This window comes from Geobacter sp. FeAm09, assembly GCF_008330225.1.
Classification (GTDB): domain Bacteria; phylum Desulfobacterota; class Desulfuromonadia; order Geobacterales; family Pseudopelobacteraceae; genus Oryzomonas.
In genome coordinates this window covers 929,913-949,496 of sequence record NZ_CP042466.1, presented here as the reverse complement: position 1 = coordinate 949,496, position 19,584 = coordinate 929,913, and the positions used below count along the sequence as shown (strand labels likewise).

The window sequence follows — 19,584 nt, the reverse complement described above, 5'->3', positions numbered from 1 at the left end:
GGGGGTGGTTGATAATAGCGCCATCCCAATTGTCACTTGCAACGCGGCATGACAAGCCCCCTCCCCCCAAAAAATTCACCGTCCAATAGTAAAATACCGCGCCTGGGGATGGTGGAACACCAGGGCCGAGACGCTCGCCTCCGGGTCCATCATGTGCCCCTCGGTCAACTGCATGCCGATCTGTTCGGGGCGGAGCAGGGCGAAGATCTTCTCCTGATCGGCCATCTCGGGACAGGAGGCGTAGCCGGGGGACACCCGGATGCCGCGGTACCCGCCGTCCATGATGGCGGCCACGGACAGGGCCGGGTCGTCGGGGATCCCCCAGGCGTCCCGGATGCGCCGGTGGACGAACTCGGCCGTGCATTCGGCCATCTCCAGCGCCAGGGCCTGGAGCAGGTGGGACTTGAGGTAGAGCCCCTCCCCCTTCCAGGCCTCGGCCTGGCGGCGGACCCCGTCGCCGGCGGTGGTGACGAACAGGGCCACGCTGTCCCGCTCGCCGCTGGCCACGGGGCGCACGTAGTCGGCCAGACAGAGGTGCTCCTCCCCCGGCTGGCGGGGGAAGGTGAAGCGCATGACCTCGGTCCCGGAGCCGTCCGGGTCGTAGAGGATCAGGTCGTTCCCCTCCCCGGCGGCCGGGTAGAAGCGGTAGAGGGCGTGGGGGCGGATCAGCCCCTGTTCCCGCACCAGGTCGATGGCCTCCTGCACCTCGCCGTGCAGCTTGAGCGCCTTCTCGTCCCGGGCGGCCAGGAGTTTCTCCAGCGCGCCGGTCAGCCCCAGGTGCTTGCTGTAGAGCATCTGGCGGTTGATGTAGGGGAGCACGTGGTCCAGGGGGATCTCCCGCAGGATGTGTTCCTGGAAATCCGGGACGGCCGGGAGCGGGCAATCCGCGGCCGTGGCCGAGCGGGCGGTGGCAGGGGCCGCCGGTGCGGCGACGGGCCGGGCGGCGGCCTCGCGGCGCGACTCCTCCTGGCGCTGCGCCAGCTCCTGGAACAGCACGGGGCGCTGGGCCGGGTCGCTCAGCCGGTTGGCGATGTCCAGCCCCTGCATGGCGTCCTTGGCGTAGAGCACCGGGCCGCCGTACTCCGCGGCGATGCGGTTGTCGGCAAAGCGGCGGGACAGGGCCGCCCCACCCACCAGAAGGGGCGCCTCGACCCCGGCAGCCTTCAGGTCGGCGGCGGTGACGGCCATCTGCTGGGCGCTCTTGACCAGAAGCCCGGAGAGGCCGATGAAATCGGGGTTTTCCCGCCGCGCCGCGGCGATCAGCTCCTCGGGCGGCACCTTGATCCCCAGGTTGACCACCTGGAAGCCGTTGTTGCCCAGGATGATCTCCACCAGGTTCTTGCCGATGTCGTGCACGTCCCCCTTGACCGTGGCCAGGAGCAATTTCCCCTTGGCGGCGCTGTCCGCCTTCTCCAGGTGCGGTTCCAGGTGCGACACCGCGCTCTTCATGGATTCCGCCGACTGGAGCACCTCGGCCACGATCAGCTGGTTGTCGTTGAACAGCCGCCCCACCTCGGCCATGCCGGCCATGAGCGGCCCGTTGATGATGTCCAGCGGTTTGTCGCCCCGGGCCAGGGCCTCATCCAGGTCCGCCGCCAGGCCGTCCTTGCTCCCCTCCACGATGTAGCGGGGGAGACGCTCGTCCAGGGAGAGGGCCGCGGCCGGTATGCGGGGCGCGGCAACCCGCTCGCGGAAATGGGCGGCAAAGGCGGCCACCGGGTCGCTGCCGCGCCAGAAGAGCAGGTCTTCCGCCAGTGCCAGCTCCTCGGGGGGGATGGCGGCGTAGCGTTCCAGCTTCTCGGTGTTGACGATGGCGTAGGTCAGGCCGGCCTTGACGCAGTGGTGCAGGAAGACCGAGTTCAGCACCTCGCGCCCCGCCTGGGGGAGGCCGAAGGAGACGTTGGAGATGCCCAGGATGGTGCTGCACCGGGGAAAGGCCTCGGTGATCAGGCGCACCCCCTCGATGGTCTCGCCGGCCGAACCGATGTAGTTCTCGTCGCCGGTCCCCACCGGGAAGACCAGGGGGTCGAAGATCAGGTCCTCGGGGCGCAGGCCGTAGCGTTCCACCAGGAGGTCGTGGGAGCGCCGGGCGATCTCCAGCTTGCGTTTGCTCGTGACCGCCATGCCGTGCTGCGGGTCCTCGTCGATGCACCCCACCACCACGGCGCCGCCGTAGCGCTGCAGCAGGGGCGCCACCCGGGCGAAGCGTTCCTCCCCCTCCTCCAGATTGATGGAGTTGAGGATGGATTTCCCCTGGAGGCGTTGCAGGGCCAGTTCCATCACCCGGGCGTCGGTGCTGTCGATCATGACCGGCACCCGCACCTTGCGGGGGAGGAAGCGGAGCAGGCGCTCCAGGTCGGCCGCCTCGTCCCGGTCCGGGTTGGCCACGCAGACGTCGATCACCTGGGCGCCGCCCCGCACCTGGGCCCGGGCGATCTCGCTCCCCTCCTCGAACTGTTCGGCGACGATCAGGTTCTTGAAACGGCGCGAACCGATGACGTTGGTCCGCTCCCCCACCAGCACCGGCCGCACGTCCTCCTCCACGAACAACGGCTCGATCCCGGCCACGACCCGGCTGCGTCCCGTGCCGGGGCGACGGGGCGCCTTGCCCGCCACCATCCGGGCGATGGCCGCGATGTGGGCCGGGGTGGTGCCGCAGCAGCCGCCGACGATGTTGAGCCACCCCTCGTCCACGAACCGGGCCAGCTTGTGGGCCAGGGACGCGGGGGTTTCGGCGTACCGGCCGTGCTCGTCCGGCAGCCCGGCATTGGGGTAGACCGACACGTGGCAGGCGGCCAGCCCCGCCAGGGCCCGCAGGTGGTCGGTCATGAACTCCGGGCCGGTGGCGCAGTTCAGCCCGATGCTGATCATGCCCAGGTGGTCCTCCAGGTGGGCCAGGCTGGCGTAGAGCGCCTCGGCCCCCTGGCCGGCCAGGGTGGTCCCGCTGGCCTCGATGGTGCCGGAGATCATGAGCGGCACCCGGCTGCCGTGTTCCCCGAACGCCAGGCGGATCCCCTCGGCGCCGGCCTTGATATTGAGGGTGTCCTGGGCGGTCTCCAGGAGCAGGAGATCGACGCCGCCGGCCAGAAGCCCCAGGGCCTGGAGCCGGAAGGCATCCACCAACTGCGGGAAGGTCACCCCGCCGGTGACGGAGATGGTGCGGGTGGTGGGCCCCATGGAGCCGGCCACCCAGCGCGGCTTCGCGGCCGTGGCCACGGCGTCGCAGGCGGCCCGGGCGAGCCGGGCGGCCTGGCGGTTGAGCTCGAAGACCTGCCCCTCCAGGCCGTACTCGGCCAGGACGATGTCGGTGGCGCCGAAGGTATTGGTCTCCACGATGTCGGCCCCGGCCGCCAGGTAATCCCGGTGGATGGCGCTGATCACGTCGGGGCGGGTCAGGGTCAGATGCTCGTTGCATCCATCAAAGGCGGGGCCGCCGAAATCGTCGGCCGTGAGGCTGTGTTCCTGGATCTGGGTGCCCATGGCGCCGTCCATGACCAGGATGCGTTCGCCAAGGGCGGTAATGATCGAAGGGGACATGCGGGGCTCCTTTACGCGGAGGTATGGCCGCAGGGGGCGATGCAATACGCCCCTGCGGGAAGAAGACGTTATAACACAAATGGGACCTATAAGTCTTTATCAGACCCATACGTCCCATTTAGTGCCCCTGCCCTACGGCCTTTTTACAGTTTGAACTGCCCCACCAGGCGCTGCAACTCCTCGGCCAGGGTGGAAAGCTGGTTGGCGGCGATGACCGACTCGCTGGCGCCGCGCGCCGTATGCTGCACCACCTCGTTGATCTGCTGGATGTTACTGCTGATCTCGCTGGTCGTGGCGGTCTGCTCCTCGGCGGCCGTGGCGATCTGGCTCACCTGCATGTTCACCGCGTTGATCTGCTCCAGGATCGACTGGAGCGCCGCCCCCGATTTGGCCGCTTCGCTGGTGCCGCTCTCCACCTCCCTGACCCCCTCTTCCATGGCCCCTACCGCGCCCCGGGTCTCGCCCTGGATCGCCTTGATCATCTCGCCGATCTCGCGGGTCGCCTTGGTGGTCCGCTCCGCCAGCGCCCGCACCTCGTCGGCCACCACGGCGAAGCCGCGCCCCTGCTCGCCGGCACGGGCCGCCTCGATGGCCGCGTTGAGCGCCAACAGGTTGGTCTGGTCCGCGATGTCCTCGATGGTCCCCACGATCTCGCCGATCTGGTCGCTGCGCGCCCCCAGGCTCTCCACGGTCTTGGCCGTGCTCATCACCCGGCTGGCGATGCGCCCCATGACCTGGACGGTGTTCTCCACCACGCCCGCGCCGCTCTCGGCGGCCTGGCTGGACTGGTGCGCCCCCGATGCCGCGTGGTGGCAATTCTGGGCGATGTCGCCGCTGGTGGCCGACATCTCCTCGCTGGCCGTGGCCACGGTACCGGCCTGGGCCGCCATCTGCTCGGCCCCGGTGGCCATCTCGGCGGCGGTGGCGTGCAGCTCGGACGCCGCCGAAGCGACCTGGGCGCTGTTACCCGCCACCATGGAGATGATCCCGTGCAGTTTCTCGGCGGTGCCGTTCACCTCGCGGGCCAGCATCCCCATCTCGTCCTTGCTGACGATGGCGGACCGGATGGCCAGGTTGCCGCCCGCCACCTCGCGGAGGGTATCCAGCACCGCCTGGAGCGGGCGGGATACGGAGTTGGCGATCAGGTTGCCCCCCAAGAGGGAGACCGCCGCCACCAGGGCCACCACCGCCAGCAGCACCAGCCGGATGCGCCGGAAATTATCGCTGCTGTGCCGGTAGGTGTCTTCGCCGCCCTTGATGTTGTCCGTCACCATATCGGCGACGACCTGGGCCGGCTTGGCGTACAGGGGGGCCACCTTGCCGGTGGCGAAGGTCAGGGCCGCCTCTATGGCTGCCGCGTCGCCCGAGGCGTGGGCGGCCTTGGCCATGTCGGCCAGCTTGGTGCCCTCGACCGCATAGGCCTCGAACCCCTGGCGGAAGGCCCCGATTTCTTCCTTCTCCTTGGCATCCAGATCGGTCTTTTCCACCTCGGTCAGCTTTTTGCGGACGTTCTCGATCTGGAGGGTAAAGTCCTTGCCCTTTTCGCCGATCTGGGCCGCATCCTTGAGCGCCAGCATGTAGACCACGTCCAGGCGCATGGCCAGGAAGCCGTTCTTCAAGTCCTGCAAGAGCGCGGTCTGCTGCATGCCGTCCTTGAGCTCCGCCTCGTCGCCGTTCATGCGCGACATGTTCACCACGCCGAAGCCACCCACCAGCACCAGCGCGGCACAACTCGCCAGCACCAGCGTCATGATCTTCGCTTTCACCTTCATATCCGTCCACACGCTCATCTCAACCTCCACGGTTTTATGATCATCACGCACGTTCCCGAACCGTTCCTGCCCATTATGGTCAGCAATTCGCGCGCCAAAGATGCAAGACAATTTTATCTAAATATTTTAGTAATTTGCAAAGTGTACATGCTGTATACATGTGCGACTGAAATTGCCTGGCCGGCCCAGGAAAACCGCAAAACATATGGAAATTGCGCGTATTATTAGAGGCAACCAATGTCCCTCCCTGCAAAAAATGTCGCAGGGGTTGCCCATCCTGCCCGGCCCGGACGGGACCCGTCCGTCTGACGGCGTATCAAAATGCCACAAACAGGAGGGACGGGAGGTTGCACCATACTATTTTTACCTTACAATAACAACATGTTATAGGGCCGCATCAAAAAGTGTTACTTTTTTTAACACCGCCCAAAAGTGTTAAAATTTTTAACATACTGAAATTGCTGTTGAAATATACCTTTTCCTGGGGTAGAAGGGTGTATACTCGTTCTAATGAGGACACGGGTCCGGCCGGTCACTCCCCTCTGCACGCCGCGTTGCAGTGGCATGTGGCGCGCCGGCCGGGAAGAGACGATCAGTCGGAGGACAAGAGAGAGCGCCATGTTCGGAAAAATCATCATCGCCATACTGTTGGGTATCTCCTGTGCATCGTTGAGCGGCTGCCTCCACCGGGGCAACGTCGCTCCCGGGCCGGCCGGGGCCGCCGGCACTGCCGCGGGACCGACGGCGGCCGCGCCCACCATCATCAGCGGCACGGTCCTGCGGGAGGACCGCGTGACCCCCGTAAGCGACGTGCATGTCGTGCTCAGGAAAAAGACGCACGAAGCGCCGCCGTCGAGCGCCTACACGGACCATATCGGCAATTTCAGCGTGACGGAGCCGTTCGACCGCGGCGACTACAGCATCGAGATCGATTCCCCCGAATACGTGGGCGGCAAGACCATCCTGGTCGAGCCGGGCAGGGACAACTGGCACGAGATCATCGTCTACAAGAGGTGACGGCGCCCGGCGGTCAGCCATCGTGGCCCCGTGCGCTTCCGCATTGACGGAACAGGCTCCGTGTGGGAGAATGGCGTCGTACCCAGGGGACATCCTCCCCCTCCCGACGGAGACCCGCCATGGATGAGATCCAAAGCACGTACCGGAAGAGAAGAAACATCTACCTCGCCATGATGGCCGCCATGGTCGTCCTCGCCGTCGTCTTCCGCCTGACCGCCGCGCCGGGCGACCATGGCGCCAATCGCACCAACCTGCTCAAGTTCGCCTCCCTGGCCGTGATCATCCTCGTCGCCCGGAACGTCTTCCGCTGTCCGAACTGCGAGGCGCCCCTGGCCCAGGTATTCTATTCATCCCTGTGCAAACCGCGCCGCTGTCCCACATGCCGGGCGCTGCTGCGGGAGGAGTGAGGGACCTCCTCCCGGGCGCAGGGGACACCCAGAGGCCTGCCCATGTTCATCTTCTGTCTCGAACTCCACCTGGACCTGCCCTCCCGCTCCCTCAAGGAAAAACGCGGCATCGTCAAGAGCATCCTGGGGCGCTGCCGCAACCGCTTCAACGCCGCCTGCGCCGAGGTCGGCCGCCAGGACGCGCCGGGCGCGGCGGTGCTGGCCTTCGTCACGGTCGGCCCGGACAAGCTCATTGCCCGGCAGGTGCTGGAGCGGATCGAGGAGTGGCTCTACGAGGGATGGCCCGACGTGGAGATCACGGCCGCGGACATAAGCCTGGTGTAAAAACCGCCCCCTCCCCCCGCCACATAAAGAGCTGTATTGACACTGCGGTTCATGCAAGGTATATTTAAATCTTATTTCAAATACTTATATTGCATGGACCCCACAGCGGGGCCAGCCGGACCAACGACCCCCTATGCCCCATCAACCTGCCGATAATCAGGGCCAACATACGCTGACATACCTGAGCAAACTGGGATCGAACCTCCTGGACGTGATCGTGAGAAGGTTCTCCAACCCCCTGACGGCCCGTCGGAACAGGTTTATCCTCCTCGTGACGACCGCCCTCCTCCTGACCCTCATCCTGCTCCCGGGGCAGCGGTTCCACTCGGCCGAATTCAAGCCGGGGGACATCGCCACCTCCGACATCCGCGCCCCCCAGGACTACCTGGTGGAGGACCACGCCCTGACCGAGCAGCGCCGCAAGGAGGCGGGCAACAGCGCGCCGGTGGTCTACAACGTGAGCGACCGCGTCCCCTCCTACATCATCGGCAAGCTCGAGCAGGTGGTCGGCGCGGTCCGCAAGGAACGGGCGGCCAAAAGCCAGAAGAGCACCGACGCGTGGCGCGCCCTCCTGGTGCCGCTTCTGGATACGGAGCTGAACGAGGCGGAGGTCCACGCCTTCACCCACATCGCCGCGGACAAGGTGTTTCTGGCCGACGCCGGCCGCATGGTGAACGACCTGTACCGCCGCCGGATCGTCCTGGACGGCAAGGCCTTTCAGACCGACACCAGAAGGGGTGTGGAACTGATCAACGACAACGGCCAGCTCGTGGAGGACAGCGACGTGGCCCTGGAGTTCACCGAGATCCGTGAAGCCCGCAGGCTGGTGCTCTCCTGGCAGTTTTCCGGCCAGAACGACCGCACCGACGGGAGCGCCATCGCCCACGTGCTCGCCCGCATCCTCCTGCCCAACCTGTTCTACAACCGCGAGGCGTCGGAGGCCCGGGCCAAGACGGCCATGGAGACGGTCAGGCCGGTGCTCTTCAAGGTCCAGAAGGGCGAGATGATCGTCCGGATCGGGGAGCGGATCAGTCCCGAACAGGCCCACAAACTGCAAACCATCTTCCAGGAGAACCGGGGCGGCAGCCGCCTCTCTTCGGCCGTCGGCATCTTCGCCCTGATCGTGGTGCTGTTCTATTTCCCCTACCGTTTCGCCCTGAAGAACATCCGCAAGTTCAATCCGACCAACAAGGACATCCTGATCATATCGCTGTTGATCATCGGCAGCTTCCTGCTCTTCAAGATCGCCATCCTCATCACCCACGGCCTCGGCCCGGTCTTCCCGGACATCGACACCGCCTCCTTCTTCTACCTGTTCCCCTTTGCCGCCGGCCCCATGATCGTGCGCATCTTCATCAACTCCGAGGTGGCCCTGGTCTATTGCGCCATCCTGGCCCCGCTTTTGGGGATCATGTTCGACAGCAACATGACGGTGGTGATCTACACCCTCCTGGGAAGCATCGTGGGGGCCCACGGGGTGCGCCAGTGTTCCGACCGGAGCACCATCTACACCGCCGGCCTCAAGGTGTCGGTGGTCAACCTGGCCATGGCCCTCGCCTTTCAGACCTCCAGCGCCACCCTGTTCGGCATGCAGACGCTCTACGTGGTCTTTTTCGCCCTGGTGAGCGGCGTGTTGAGCGCCGGGCTCGTGTCCGGCTTCATCCCGCTCATCGAGACGCTGTTCCACTACACCACCGACATCAAGCTCCTGGAACTGGCCAACCTCAACTCCCCGCTCCTGCGGGACCTGATGGTGCGCGCGCCCGGCACCTATCACCACAGCGTGGTGGTGGGCAACCTGGTGGAGTCGGCCGCCGAGTCCATCAACGCCAATCCGCTCCTGGCGCGGGTGGCCGCCTATTACCACGACATCGGCAAGATCTCCAAGCCGCTCTATTTCGTCGAAAACCTGGGGGGGGAGGAGAACCGCCACGACAAACTGACCCCCAGCATGAGCGCCCTGATCCTGATCTCCCACATCAAGGAGGGGTCGGAGCTGGCCCGGGAGCGGCACCTGGGGCAGCCGATCACCGACATCATCCGTCAGCACCACGGCACCGGGCTGATCAAGTTCTTCTACGACCGGGCCAAGACCCAGGCCGAGGCCAACGGCCAGACGGTGGAGGAGAAGGACTTCCGCTATCCCGGCCCCAAACCCCAGACCCGGGAGGCCGGCATCGTCATGCTGGCCGACTGCGTCGAGGCGGCGTCCCGCACCCTGGTCAACCCCACCCCGGACCGCATCCAGGGGATGGTGCAGAAGATCATCAACAACATCTTCATGGACGGCCAGTTGGAGGAGTGCGAACTGACCCTCAAGAACCTCCATGAGATCGCCAAGAGCTTCAACCGCATCTTAAACGGCATCTTCCACCACCGGATCGACTACCCCGAGCCGGCCTACAAGCGGAGCAGCGGCCAGAAGAAGGCCGAGCATAAAACCGGCGAGCACGGCAAGCCGGGAAACGGAGACCACGCGAGTGCAGATACAGCTGAACAACCGCCAGAGACGGCACCGGATCATGGCGCCCCGCCTAAGAAAGGCGGCGGAGAGGATCTTAAGCGCCTTGGCATGTCCTGACGAGACCGAGCTGTCCGTCTCCATCGTCGGCGACCGCGCCATCCGCGTCATCAACCGGGAGTACCTGGCCAAGGACCGCCCCACCAACGTCATTTCCTTCTCCCTCCAGGAGGGGGAATTCGCCGGCATCGCGCCCCACGCCCTGGGGGACGTGGTCATCTCGGCGGACACCGCGGCCCGCGAGGCGGCCGAGGGAGGGATGGAGACCTTCGACCGGCTCTGTTTCCTGCTGCTGCACGGCATCCTGCACCTGCGCGGCTACGACCACGAACGGAGCGGCGAGGCCGAAGCGGCGCGAATGGAAAAGAAGGAGAGGGAGTTATTCAATCTTCTGAAGAAGGAAGGGTTCCTGAACCCGTAAAGCCCGACCGGTTCATCGATTCGGTCAACTGCGCCATCGAAGGGATCATCCACGCGGCTCGCGCAGAAAAACACATGCGCAACCATTTCATCGCCGCCGGCGTGGTGCTCCTTGCGGCCCTCTTCCTGCGGGTGACCCCCCTGGAATTCGCCCTGCTGGCGCTCTCGATCCTGTTCGTGCTCTTCGCCGAACTGATCAACACGGCGGTGGAGGCGGTGGTGGACCTGGTGTCCCCCGGCTACAACCACCTGGCCAAGATAGCCAAGGACACGGCGGCCGGCGCGGTCCTGGTGGCCGCCTGCGGGGCCGCCATCATGGGCTACCTGATCCTGGCCAAGTACATCCTGCCGCCATACGGGGAGGTTCTCGCCATGTTCGGCGCACCCTCGGACATCGGGACCATGGTCTCGATCCTGATCGTCATCATCGTCGTAATCATGCTCAAGGGGCTGATCGGCAAGGGGACCCCCCTGCACGGCGGCGCCCCCAGCGGCCATGCCGCCGTGGCCTTCTCCATCGCCACGGCGGCCTCGCTCAACTCCCGGGACCCGCTGATCTCGCTCTTGTCCATCGCCCTGGCGCTCATGGTCAGCCACTCCCGGCTGTTCATGCGCATCCACACCACGGGCGAGGTGGTGGCGGGCTCGTGCCTCGGGGCGGGGCTCACCCTGATTGTGTTATTTTTATTCAAACTGCTCGGATAACTATACAAAGGTTGGTCAAAAATAGTCAGATCGTCTCACCCGGAGAGAACCCTGAGGAGGCGTAGCAGGCCTACTCCGCCGAAGCAGCTTTGGCTGCGAAGGCCGGGCGCTACGCCGCACGAAAGGGTTTTCGAGGAAGGCGGCGAGATGGCTGTTTTTCACCAACCTGCCGAAGGAGGGGAAAGAAGTGGAAGAAGGCGGCAGTAAGAAGTCCGGTTTCATCGACCTGGTAACCCGGTTCGTGACCGGACGCAAAAAGATCACCGAAGAGGAGATCCACGACTTCATCGAGGCCACCGAGGAGGAAGGGCTGGTCAACGAGGAGGAGAGCGAGATGATCCGCTCCATCTTCTCGCTGCGCACCACGGTGGTGCGCGAGATCATGGTCCCCCGCACCGACATGGCCTGCGTCAATGTGGAGGCCGGCATCCCCGAGATGCTGGAAACCATCATCGCCTGCGGCCACTCCCGCATCCCGGTGTACGAGAACACCACCGACAACATCATCGGTCTGCTCTACGCCAAGGACCTGCTCAAATTCTGGGGCAACGGCCAGGAGCAGCTCCAGGTGCGCACCATCATCCGCCCCCCTATTTCATCCCCGAAACCAAGGACCTGGAACAACTGCTCCAGGAGTTCCGGCGCAAACGGGTCCACCTGGCCATCGTCATCGACGAGTACGGCGGCACCTCGGGGCTGATCACCATCGAAGACCTGCTGGAACAGATCGTGGGGGACATCCAGGACGAGTACGACCGGGAAGATGAACTCTTCGCCGTCAATAGCGACGGTTCCATCACCGCCGATGCCCGCATGCCGGTGGAGGACCTGGAGGACCACTTCGACGTGGCGATCGAACGGGACAAGTTCGACACCGTGGGAGGCCTGATCTTCCACCTGACCGGCAAGATCCCCGCCATCGGCGACACCATGGCGGGGGCCGGCCTGCACCTGACCATCCTGGACGCCGACGAGCGCAAGGTGAAACAGGTCCGCATCGCACGTCTGAGCCCGGCAGACGGCAGAGAGCAGGGTGACGAGTGACCTCTTCCTCCCTGCGGACCCGACTGGCGGCGTGCTTCGACCGGCCCGGGCTCTTTGCCCTGGCCTCCGGCGTCCTGATCGCCCTCTCCTTTCCCACGGCCGGGTTTTCCTTCCTGGCCTGGGTCGCCCTGATACCGCTCATGATCTCCCTGGAAGGGACGTCCCCGCGCACAGCCTTCCGCCTGGGCCTTACCTGCGGCCTGGCCGCCTACGTCCTCATCCTGTACTGGATCAATATCGTCGTCACCCACTTCGGCCACCTCCCCTGGGCGGTCAGCATCCCGCTCTACCTCGCCCTGGCGGCCTGGCTGGCCCTGTTTTACGGACTGGCCACCCTGATCGCCCGCTATGGGGAACTGGGGGGATCAAGCCGGTCTTCACCCTGCCGGTGGCCTGGGTGGCCCTGGACTTCCTCCGCTCCTTCCTGCTCACCGGCTTTCCCTGGGCCATGCTGGGGCACTCCCAGTACCGCGTCCTGCCGCTGATCCAGATTGCCGACTTGAGCGGCGTGTACGGCATCACCCTGCTGATCGTGCTGGCCAACGTGGTCCTGTACCGGGTGCTGCGGGCGGTTTCCGGGGCCAGCGTCCCCTATCCCGCCAAGAGCGCCCTGCTGCTCCTGATCCTGTTCGCCGCCACCCTCTTCTATGGCTTCAGCCGCCTGAACGGGCTGGACAAAAGCGCCGCCCCGCCCCTCAGGGTGGCCCTGATCCAGGGGAACATCGATCAGGACGTGAAGTGGAGCCCGGCCTTTCAGGGGCGGACCATGGATATCTACGAACGGCTCACCCGCGAGGCCGCCCGTGGCGGGGCCGATCTGGTGGTCTGGCCGGAGAGCGCCGCGCCGTTCTTCTTCCAGGACGAATTCCGCCAGGCGGAGCGCATCCGGTCCCTGGCGCGGGAGATCAACGCCTATGTGCTCTTCGGCAGCCCGGCCCACGAACTGCGTGGCGGCACCCGCACCTTTCTCAACAGCGCCTTTGTCGTCGCCCCCAGCGGCGAGACCCGCGCCCGGGGTGACAAACTGCACCTGGTGCCCTTCGGGGAATACGTGCCGCTCAAACGCCTGCTCCCCTTCGTCAACAAGCTGGTGGTGGGCATCGGCGACTTCTCGCCCGGCGAGCGGGCTACACCGCTGGACGTGGGCAAGAGCCGGGCGGGCCTGTTGGTCTGCTACGAGGGGGTGTTTCCCGAGCTGGCCCGTGAGTACGTGAACAACGGCGCCCGCCTCCTGGTGAACATCACCAACGACGCCTGGTACGGCCGCTCCTCGGCCCCCTACCAGCACTTTTCCATCGCGGTGTTCCGCGCCGTGGAGACCCGCACGCCGCTGGTCCGGGCCGCCAACACCGGCATCAGCGCCATCGTCGATCAGAACGGCCACATCAGCGCCATGAGCGGCATCTTCCAGGAAGCGGTGTGCACCGGCGAGGTCCAGCCGGGCAGCGGCGATTCCCTGTACCTGAAAATAGGCGACGCGCCGGCCTGGTTCTGTGCTATCCTGTCCTTGGGCGTGGTGCTGTTCGCCCGGTTCAGGCGAGAGAAGCGGTTAGAGCGGAAAGACTGACATCTGCCACAGAGACACGGAGACACAGAGGTTCACAGAGAAAAGCAAAAGGCGTCTTCAGGGTAAAACCATCGTCGGGAATCGTTGTTTTTTTGCTTGTCTTACTCCTGGTTTTCTCTGTGTCTCTGTGTCTCCGTGGCAGGTGTGCTTATAATAATCATCAAGGAGTACGAGAACATGTTTCGTGAAGAAGTGGCAAGAATGCAGGACTTTGAGGAACGGATCGCCAAACTTCGGGGGTCTCTTTGACATAGATGCCAAACGGGAAGCGCTCCAGGAGATCGAATCGCTGATCGCGGCACCCGGATTCTGGGATGCCGTGGACAGGTCCCAGGAGGTCCTGCGCAAGCGCACCGCCCTGGAAAAGCTCCTCCAGAGCTGGGACACCCTCGTCCGGCAACTGGACGACGTGCGGGTGATGATCGAGTTGGGCGAAGAGGCCCAGGACGAGGAGACCCTGGCCGAGGTGCGGGAGATGAACGAGCGCCTCCGACAGGGTGTGGAGGCGGCGGAATTCCAGCGCATGCTCTCCGGCACCCATGACCGCAACTCCTGCTTCATCTCCATCAACCCGGGGGCAGGGGGGACGGAATCCCAGGACTGGGCCGAAATGCTGCTGCGCATGTACCTGCGCTACTGCGAGAAGAAGGGGTGGAAAACCGCCATCACCGACTACCAGGCCGGGGACGAGGCGGGCATCAAGTCGGCCACCTTCAGCGTCGCCGGCGAGTACGCCTACGGCCATCTCAAGGCCGAGGCGGGCATCCACCGCCTGGTGCGCATCTCCCCCTTCGACAGCAACGCCCGCCGCCACACCTCCTTTGCCTCGGTATTCGCCTTTCCCGAGATCGAGGAGGAGGACATCAGCATCAAGATCGCCGATTCGGACCTGCGGGTGGACACCTACCGTTCCAGCGGCGCCGGCGGCCAGCACGTCAACACCACCGACTCGGCCGTGCGCATCACCCACCTGCCCACCGGCATCGTGGTGGCCTGCCAGAGCGAGCGGAGCCAGATCCTCAACCGGGCCACGGCCATGAAGGTGCTGCGGGCCAAGCTCTACGAGCGGGAGGTGGAGGAGCGCACCGCCAAGGCCTCGGAGATCGCCGCGGAGAAGAAGGAGATCGGCTGGGGGAGCCAGATCCGCTCCTACGTGCTCCACCCCTACAAGATGGTCAAGGACCTGCGGACCGGGGTGGAATCGGGCAACCCGGACGCGGTGCTGGACGGGGCCCTGGAGGATTTCGTGGTGGCCTACCTCATGGGGGTGCGCCGCCAGACCGCCGACGCGGAGTAGCCACGGCGGGGAGGTCCGACAAAACAAAGCCGTTCTTCCGGGGCAACCGGAGAACGGCTTTGTTCTTCCTGCGGGTGGTGGTATGGGGGCCGCGTGCTACACCCGGGCGCTCACCGAGGAATCGGGACGCATCATGATGTCCGCCATGCGGGCCAGCATGACCGGCGGCGTCTGGTACACCAGCGCGTTGGCGCTGTCCATGAACCGGATGCGCAGGTCTCCCTTGTCGTTGTAGGAGAACACCACCGCGCCGATCCGGCCGATCTCCTTGGCGCCGTCGTTGGTCGTGTCTTTTCGGGTCTTGCCCTGGAGGGTCACCGTATCGCCGACCAGCGTGGCGGTCGAGCCCTTCGCCTCCGTACCGGCCGTGCGGCTTTCCCCAGCCGTGGCGGCGGCATCGCCCCCGCCCGAGGCCGAACCGACGACCATGGCCGTATCGGCCACCGTCACCGCCCCGCCCAGCGTTACCGGGTCTGTCGTCATGATATCCCCCTTCTCCACAAGGGCGCATTAGCCATATTACACAATAATTTCCTTTTGTTATATTACCCCTAAAACAGCGTTTACGCAAATGATTTATTTTTCGGCTTCGGGAAGAACCGTTGCCGCAGAGCTGCGCCGCCGGCGACACGCGGCCGTTCACCGGGGGGCCGCTCCCCGGGCCGTCCGCGGCAAAGCGGCGCCGCGACGCCGCCGGGACAAAAAGTTCTTTACTCCCGGCGGCCAATTATGGATACTGGTGCCATTCAACCCTTTTCATCACGTCACAAACAAAAAGACCGTCTTCGAGCCATGTTCTCTACCTGCAAACCAGCCATCGCCGTCCTGTTCGCCATCTTCCTCCTTTCCAGCCCGGGTTGCGGGCACGCCGCCCCAGCGGGGCTCAACCGCCTGGGGTACGCCATCCAGATGGGCGCCTTCGCCGACGTCAAAAACGCGGAGCGCTTTACCGACACCCTCCAGAAAAAGGGGATCGAGGCGTTTTACTTCCGCAAGGACAACGGCATCTACGCCGTGCGCTTCGGCGATTTCGCCACCAGGGACAAGGCCCGCGCCGCGGCGAAACGGCTGGTGGCGGACCGGCTCATCGGCGGCTACTACATCGCCCCCCCAACGAGATCGTCTTTGCCCGCCCCCGGGACCCGGAGTGGCAGAAACCGGCCGGTGAAGAGATCACCGCCCCCGTGCGACCACGGGCGCCAAAACGGCGCGGGACAAGGGCACGGCCCGGACCGGCAAGGTCGCGGAGGGGGGGCGCCAGAAACCGGCGCGGGGCGACCGGGACATGGGCGCCATCGCCGCCCGCACCGCCGAACGCTTCGTGGGCATCCCCTACCGCTGGGGCGGGGAGAACGTGGTGGACGGCATGGACTGCAGCGGTTTCGTGCGGGCGGTCTACAACCTGTGCGGCCTCAGCATCCCCCGGACCTCCCGGGACCAGTTCAAGGCCGGCGACCAGGTGGCCAAGGATGACCTGCGGGACGGGGACCTGCTCTTTTTCGGCTCCTCCACCGACAGCATCAGCCACGTGGGCATCTACGTGGGGAGCGGCAAGTTCGTGCACGCCCCCCGCCGCGGCGAGGACATCAAGGTGTCGGCGGTGGACGAGAGCTATTTCGAGCGGCGCTTCATCGGGGCGCGCAGGTATTTCCAATGATTCTCAAGCGATAATTCGGAAAGACTGACATCCGCCACAGAGACACGGAGACACAGAGAAAACCAGGAGCAAGGCAAGCATAAACAAAGACTCTTGATGACGGTTTACCGCAATAAAACTTTTTGCCTTTCTCTGTGTACCTCTGCGTCTCTGTGTCTCTGTGGCAGGTGTCAGCCTTTCTCCGGGGTTATGCGCGCATAACGTTATACGACCACGAGGTTTTACCATGGCATTCATCAAACCGTTCCGGGCCCTGCGCCCTCCCAAAGAACTGGCCGACAAGGTTGCGGCCCTCCCCTACGACGTGATGAACGTGGAAGAGGCCCGGCGCATGGCGGCCGGCAACCCCAACAGCTTCCTCCACATCTCCCGGCCGGAGATCGACCTGGCCGCCGGCACCGATCCCCACGACGAGCCGGTCTATGCGCAGGGGAGGCAGAACCTGGCCGACTTCGTCCGGCGCGGCGTCCTGGTCCAGGACGACCGGGAATGCTTCTACGTCTACCGCCAGCGCATGGGAGAGATCACCCAGACCGGCCTGGTGGCCTGCACCAGCGTGGACGACTACCAGTCCGGCGTGATCAAGAAGCACGAGCTCACCAGGGCCGACAAGGAGGACGACCGGGTCAGGCACATCGACTGCCTGGACGCCAACGACGAGCCGGTCTTCTACCTCTCCCGCTCCAGCGCGGAGATCGAGGCGCTCATCGCGGGGATCGCGGCCGCCCCTCCCGAATACGACTTCACCACCGACGACGGGGTGAGCCATACCCTCTGGATCGTCGCCGACCCGGCGCTCATCGGCCGGCTGACCGGCCTGTTCGCCGCCATCCCCCGCCTGTACGTGGCCGACGGCCACCACCGCAGCGCCGCCGCCGGCCGGGTGCGCGAACTGCGCCGGGAAAAGAACCCGGGACACACCGGCCGGGAGGAGTACAACGTCTTCCTGACCGTCATCTTCCCCGAGACCCAGCTCAACATCATGCCCTACAACCGGGCCGTCAAGGACCTGAACGGCCGCACCGCGGCCGAATTCATGGCCCGGGTGGAGCGGGACTTCACCATCCTCCCCTCCCCGGTCCCGGTCGTGCCGTGCGAGCGGCACCAGTTCGGCATGTACCTGGAGGGGCACTGGTACCAGCTCCATGCCCGCGACGCCGTCGTGGACGAGTCGGACACGGTCGGCCGCCTGGACGTATCGATCCTCCAGAACCACCTGCTGGACCCGGTCCTGGGCATCGGCAACCCCCGCACCGACAAACGCATCCATTTCGTGGGCGGCATCAGGGGGAACGAGGAGTTGGCGAAGCTGGTGGATTCGGGCGAGCATGCCGTGGCCTTCTCCCTCTTTCCCACGTCGATCCGCGAACTGATCGAGCTGGCCGACCAGGACCGCATCATGCCCCCCAAATCCACCTGGTTCGAGCCCAAGCTGCGCAGCGGCCTCTTCGTGCACCTCCTCTCCTGACGGGACGGCCATGTTCCGACGGGCGGCGGCAGCGATCGGGGAGGCGGAGGCGATCATCATCACCGCCGGCGCCGGCATGGGGGTCGATTCCGGCCTGCCCGACTTCCGCGGCGACCAGGGGTTCTGGCGCGCCTATCCCCCCTACGCCCGTCTCGGCCTCTCCTTCGAGGAGGCGGCCAACCCCGAACATTTCCACCGGGACCCGGCCTTCGGCTGGGGCTTTTACGGCCACCGCACCACCCTGTACCGCGCCACCGTCCCCCACGAGGGTTTCGCCCTCATGCGGGGGTGGATCGAACGGAACCGGGCCGCCTCCTTCGTGGTGACCTCCAACGTGGACGGCCAGTTCCAGAAGGGGGGCTACCCGGAGGAGCGCATCCTGGAGGTGCACGGCTCGATCCACTGGCTGCAGTGCACCATCCCGTGCAGCCGGCGCATCTGGGCCAATACCGGGGAGATTCCGGTCAACCCCGAGACCATGCGGGCCCGCGCCATCCCCCGCTGCATCGCCTGCAACGCCGTGAGCCGCCCCAATATCCTCATGTTCGGGGACGATGCCTGGCTGTCCGAACGCACCGCGGAACAGGAACGGCGCTTCGACCGGTTCCGGGAAGAGAGCCGCGGCCGGCGCACCGTGGTGATCGAGCTGGGTGCCGGGCGGGCGCTCCCCACCATCCGGCGCCTGTCGGAACGGCTCGGCGCCCTGCCCGGCACCACGGTCATCCGCATCAACCCGCGGGAGGCGGAGATCGACGCCCCCCACCTGTCCATCCCCTGCGGGGCCCTGGAAGCGCTCCGCAGGATCGGGGCCTGCCTCTGACGCCCCCCCGCCCCATTCACTCTGGCTATTTTCTCTCATTAAGGGTATAAAACGACCTGAAGCAGCAACCATCGTCCCCAGCGAAGGAACCGCCGATGTTCAAAACAAAGCTGTCCGAAGACACCCGTTACGCCATCATCTTTGTCTGCATCGCCTTCCTGCTGCCGCTCGTCTTCTTCGCCCTCAACCAGTACTTCAAACAGAACGAAACAACGCCCCGCTCCCCCAGGGATACGCAGACGACCGTGGTGGTCTCCGAAACCGACAAGGCGGACATCATCGCCAAGGCCACCGCCAAGCCGGCCGCGGATGCCGTCCGCGAGGCGGTAAGCCAGGGGGACTACTCCACGGCCCATATGCAGCTGAGCAAGGCGCCCAAAAACTCGCCGGAATACGAGGAGCTGCGCAAGCAACTGGCCGCCATGCCCCAGGCCCGCAAGCTGCCCGGCATCAGGAAGGAGGCGGACACGCGCCAGAGCCCCCTGCGCTACCTGGACGAATCCACCCCCCGGGACCGGTTCAGCGACGGGCTTTTCCTCTACCTGGTGGAGGTGTCCGGGACCGTCTGGCCCAAGTTCTGCATCCAGTCCGTGGGCAAGCGCCCCCTGGACATCACCGGCTTCAGGATCAAGGCGGACGCCAGGACCTTCACCCTGCCGGCCACGGCCGTCAAGCAGGAGAAATCCCCCGGCAAGGTGGGCGAGTATTTCGACACCCCGGTGGACCAACGCACCTACGACATCATGCGCGCCCTGATCAAGGCGCGCACGGCGACCCTCACCTGCATCGGGAAATCGAGCGAGCGGGTACGGACCATTACGGAGCAGGAAAAGAAAGGGCTGGACAGGATGATGAACGCCTACGCCACCCTGGGGGGGAGCTTCGCGTTCGTCCAGCATTGATGCGGGGGCTTAACCGGTAAAAAGCAAAAGACACATCTGCCACAGAGACGCAGAGACACAGAGAAGACCAGGAGCACGGCACACAAAAACAGCGAATTCCAACGTTGCTCTTCCCCGATGATGTCC

14 protein-coding genes and 3 pseudogenes are annotated in these 19,584 nt (G+C 65.3%); 14 read left to right on the top strand and 3 right to left on the bottom strand.

The genetic code is table 11. The features are described from left to right. Positions 1-75 precede the first annotated feature (75 nt). Positions 76-3,537 (bottom strand): methionine synthase, encoded by a 3,462-nt coding sequence (gene metH, locus FO488_RS04345; protein ID WP_149209415.1) that lies wholly within the window; start codon positions 3,535-3,537, stop codon positions 76-78. Positions 3,538-3,680: 143 nt separating this feature from the next. After that, positions 3,681-5,327 carry a methyl-accepting chemotaxis protein gene (locus FO488_RS04340; RefSeq protein WP_149209414.1) on the bottom strand — a complete coding sequence of 549 codons (1,647 nt, stop codon included), beginning with the start codon at positions 5,325-5,327 and terminating at the stop codon, positions 3,681-3,683. Positions 5,328-5,927: 600 nt separating this feature from the next. Between FO488_RS04340 and FO488_RS04335 the strand changes: the two genes are divergently transcribed. The 9 genes and pseudogenes from FO488_RS04335 (at position 5,928) to prfB (ending at position 14,611) form a co-directional block, all read left to right on the top strand. Further along, positions 5,928-6,326, top strand: coding sequence for a hypothetical protein (locus FO488_RS04335; RefSeq protein WP_149209413.1), 399 nt, complete (start codon positions 5,928-5,930; stop codon positions 6,324-6,326). 119 nt (positions 6,327-6,445) lie between these two features. Beyond that, a complete protein-coding gene (locus FO488_RS04330; protein ID WP_149209412.1) occupies positions 6,446-6,733 on the top strand; it encodes a hypothetical protein in 288 nt (95 codons plus the stop codon). Positions 6,734-6,775: 42 nt separating this feature from the next. After that, positions 6,776-7,057 carry a DUF503 domain-containing protein gene (locus FO488_RS04325; protein ID WP_149209411.1) on the top strand — a complete coding sequence of 94 codons (282 nt, stop codon included), beginning with the start codon at positions 6,776-6,778 and terminating at the stop codon, positions 7,055-7,057. A gap of 211 nt (positions 7,058-7,268) precedes the next feature. Continuing rightward, on the top strand, positions 7,269-9,638 hold the full coding sequence (locus tag FO488_RS04320) for an HD family phosphohydrolase (RefSeq protein ID WP_370514314.1): 2,370 nt from the start codon (positions 7,269-7,271) through the stop codon (positions 9,636-9,638). Continuing rightward, positions 9,625-9,999 (top strand): rRNA maturation RNase YbeY, encoded by a 375-nt coding sequence (ybeY, locus tag FO488_RS04315; protein ID WP_240732179.1) that lies wholly within the window; start codon positions 9,625-9,627, stop codon positions 9,997-9,999. The genes FO488_RS04320 and ybeY overlap by 14 nt, the downstream gene beginning before the upstream one ends. Continuing rightward, positions 9,960-10,703 (top strand): diacylglycerol kinase, encoded by a 744-nt coding sequence (locus tag FO488_RS04310; RefSeq protein ID WP_149209409.1) that lies wholly within the window; start codon positions 9,960-9,962, stop codon positions 10,701-10,703. The genes ybeY and FO488_RS04310 overlap by 40 nt, the downstream gene beginning before the upstream one ends. Positions 10,704-10,890: 187 nt before the next feature. Continuing rightward, a pseudogene (locus FO488_RS04305) lies at positions 10,891-11,747 on the top strand (hemolysin family protein). Further along, positions 11,744-13,314 (top strand): annotated as a pseudogene (lnt, locus tag FO488_RS04300) (apolipoprotein N-acyltransferase). The pseudogenes FO488_RS04305 and lnt overlap by 4 nt, the downstream one beginning before the upstream one ends. Positions 13,315-13,491: 177 nt before the next feature. After that, positions 13,492-14,611 (top strand): peptide chain release factor 2 gene (gene prfB, locus FO488_RS04295; RefSeq protein ID WP_149209408.1). Its coding sequence is split into 2 segments (ribosomal slippage): positions 13,492-13,560 and positions 13,562-14,611, totalling 1,119 coding nucleotides; the frame shifts between segments, so codons are not numbered across the junction. Positions 14,612-14,707: 96 nt separating this feature from the next. Here prfB and FO488_RS04290 read toward each other — a convergent pair. Then, positions 14,708-15,094: a hypothetical protein gene (locus tag FO488_RS04290; RefSeq protein WP_149209407.1), complete on the bottom strand. Its 387-nt coding sequence runs from the start codon at positions 15,092-15,094 to the stop codon at positions 14,708-14,710. A 246-nt stretch (positions 15,095-15,340) separates the two neighbouring features. Here FO488_RS04290 and FO488_RS20585 point away from each other — a divergent pair. From FO488_RS20585 to FO488_RS04265, 5 genes and pseudogenes are all read left to right on the top strand, one after another. Then, positions 15,341-15,649: pseudogene (locus FO488_RS20585) on the top strand (SPOR domain-containing protein); the annotation flags it as partial. A 247-nt stretch (positions 15,650-15,896) separates the two neighbouring features. Further along, on the top strand, positions 15,897-16,268 hold the full coding sequence (locus FO488_RS20580) for a C40 family peptidase (protein ID WP_149209405.1): 372 nt from the start codon (positions 15,897-15,899) through the stop codon (positions 16,266-16,268). A gap of 226 nt (positions 16,269-16,494) precedes the next feature. Further along, complete coding sequence (locus FO488_RS04275; protein WP_149209404.1) at positions 16,495-17,736, top strand: DUF1015 domain-containing protein; 1,242 nt, start codon at positions 16,495-16,497, stop codon at positions 17,734-17,736. A gap of 10 nt (positions 17,737-17,746) precedes the next feature. Continuing rightward, positions 17,747-18,556: a Sir2 family NAD-dependent protein deacetylase gene (locus FO488_RS04270; protein ID WP_149209403.1), complete on the top strand. Its 810-nt coding sequence runs from the start codon at positions 17,747-17,749 to the stop codon at positions 18,554-18,556. Positions 18,557-18,651: 95 nt separating this feature from the next. Next, a complete protein-coding gene (locus tag FO488_RS04265) occupies positions 18,652-19,458 on the top strand; it encodes a hypothetical protein (RefSeq protein ID WP_149209402.1) in 807 nt (268 codons plus the stop codon). The last annotated feature ends 126 nt before the right edge of the window (positions 19,459-19,584 follow it).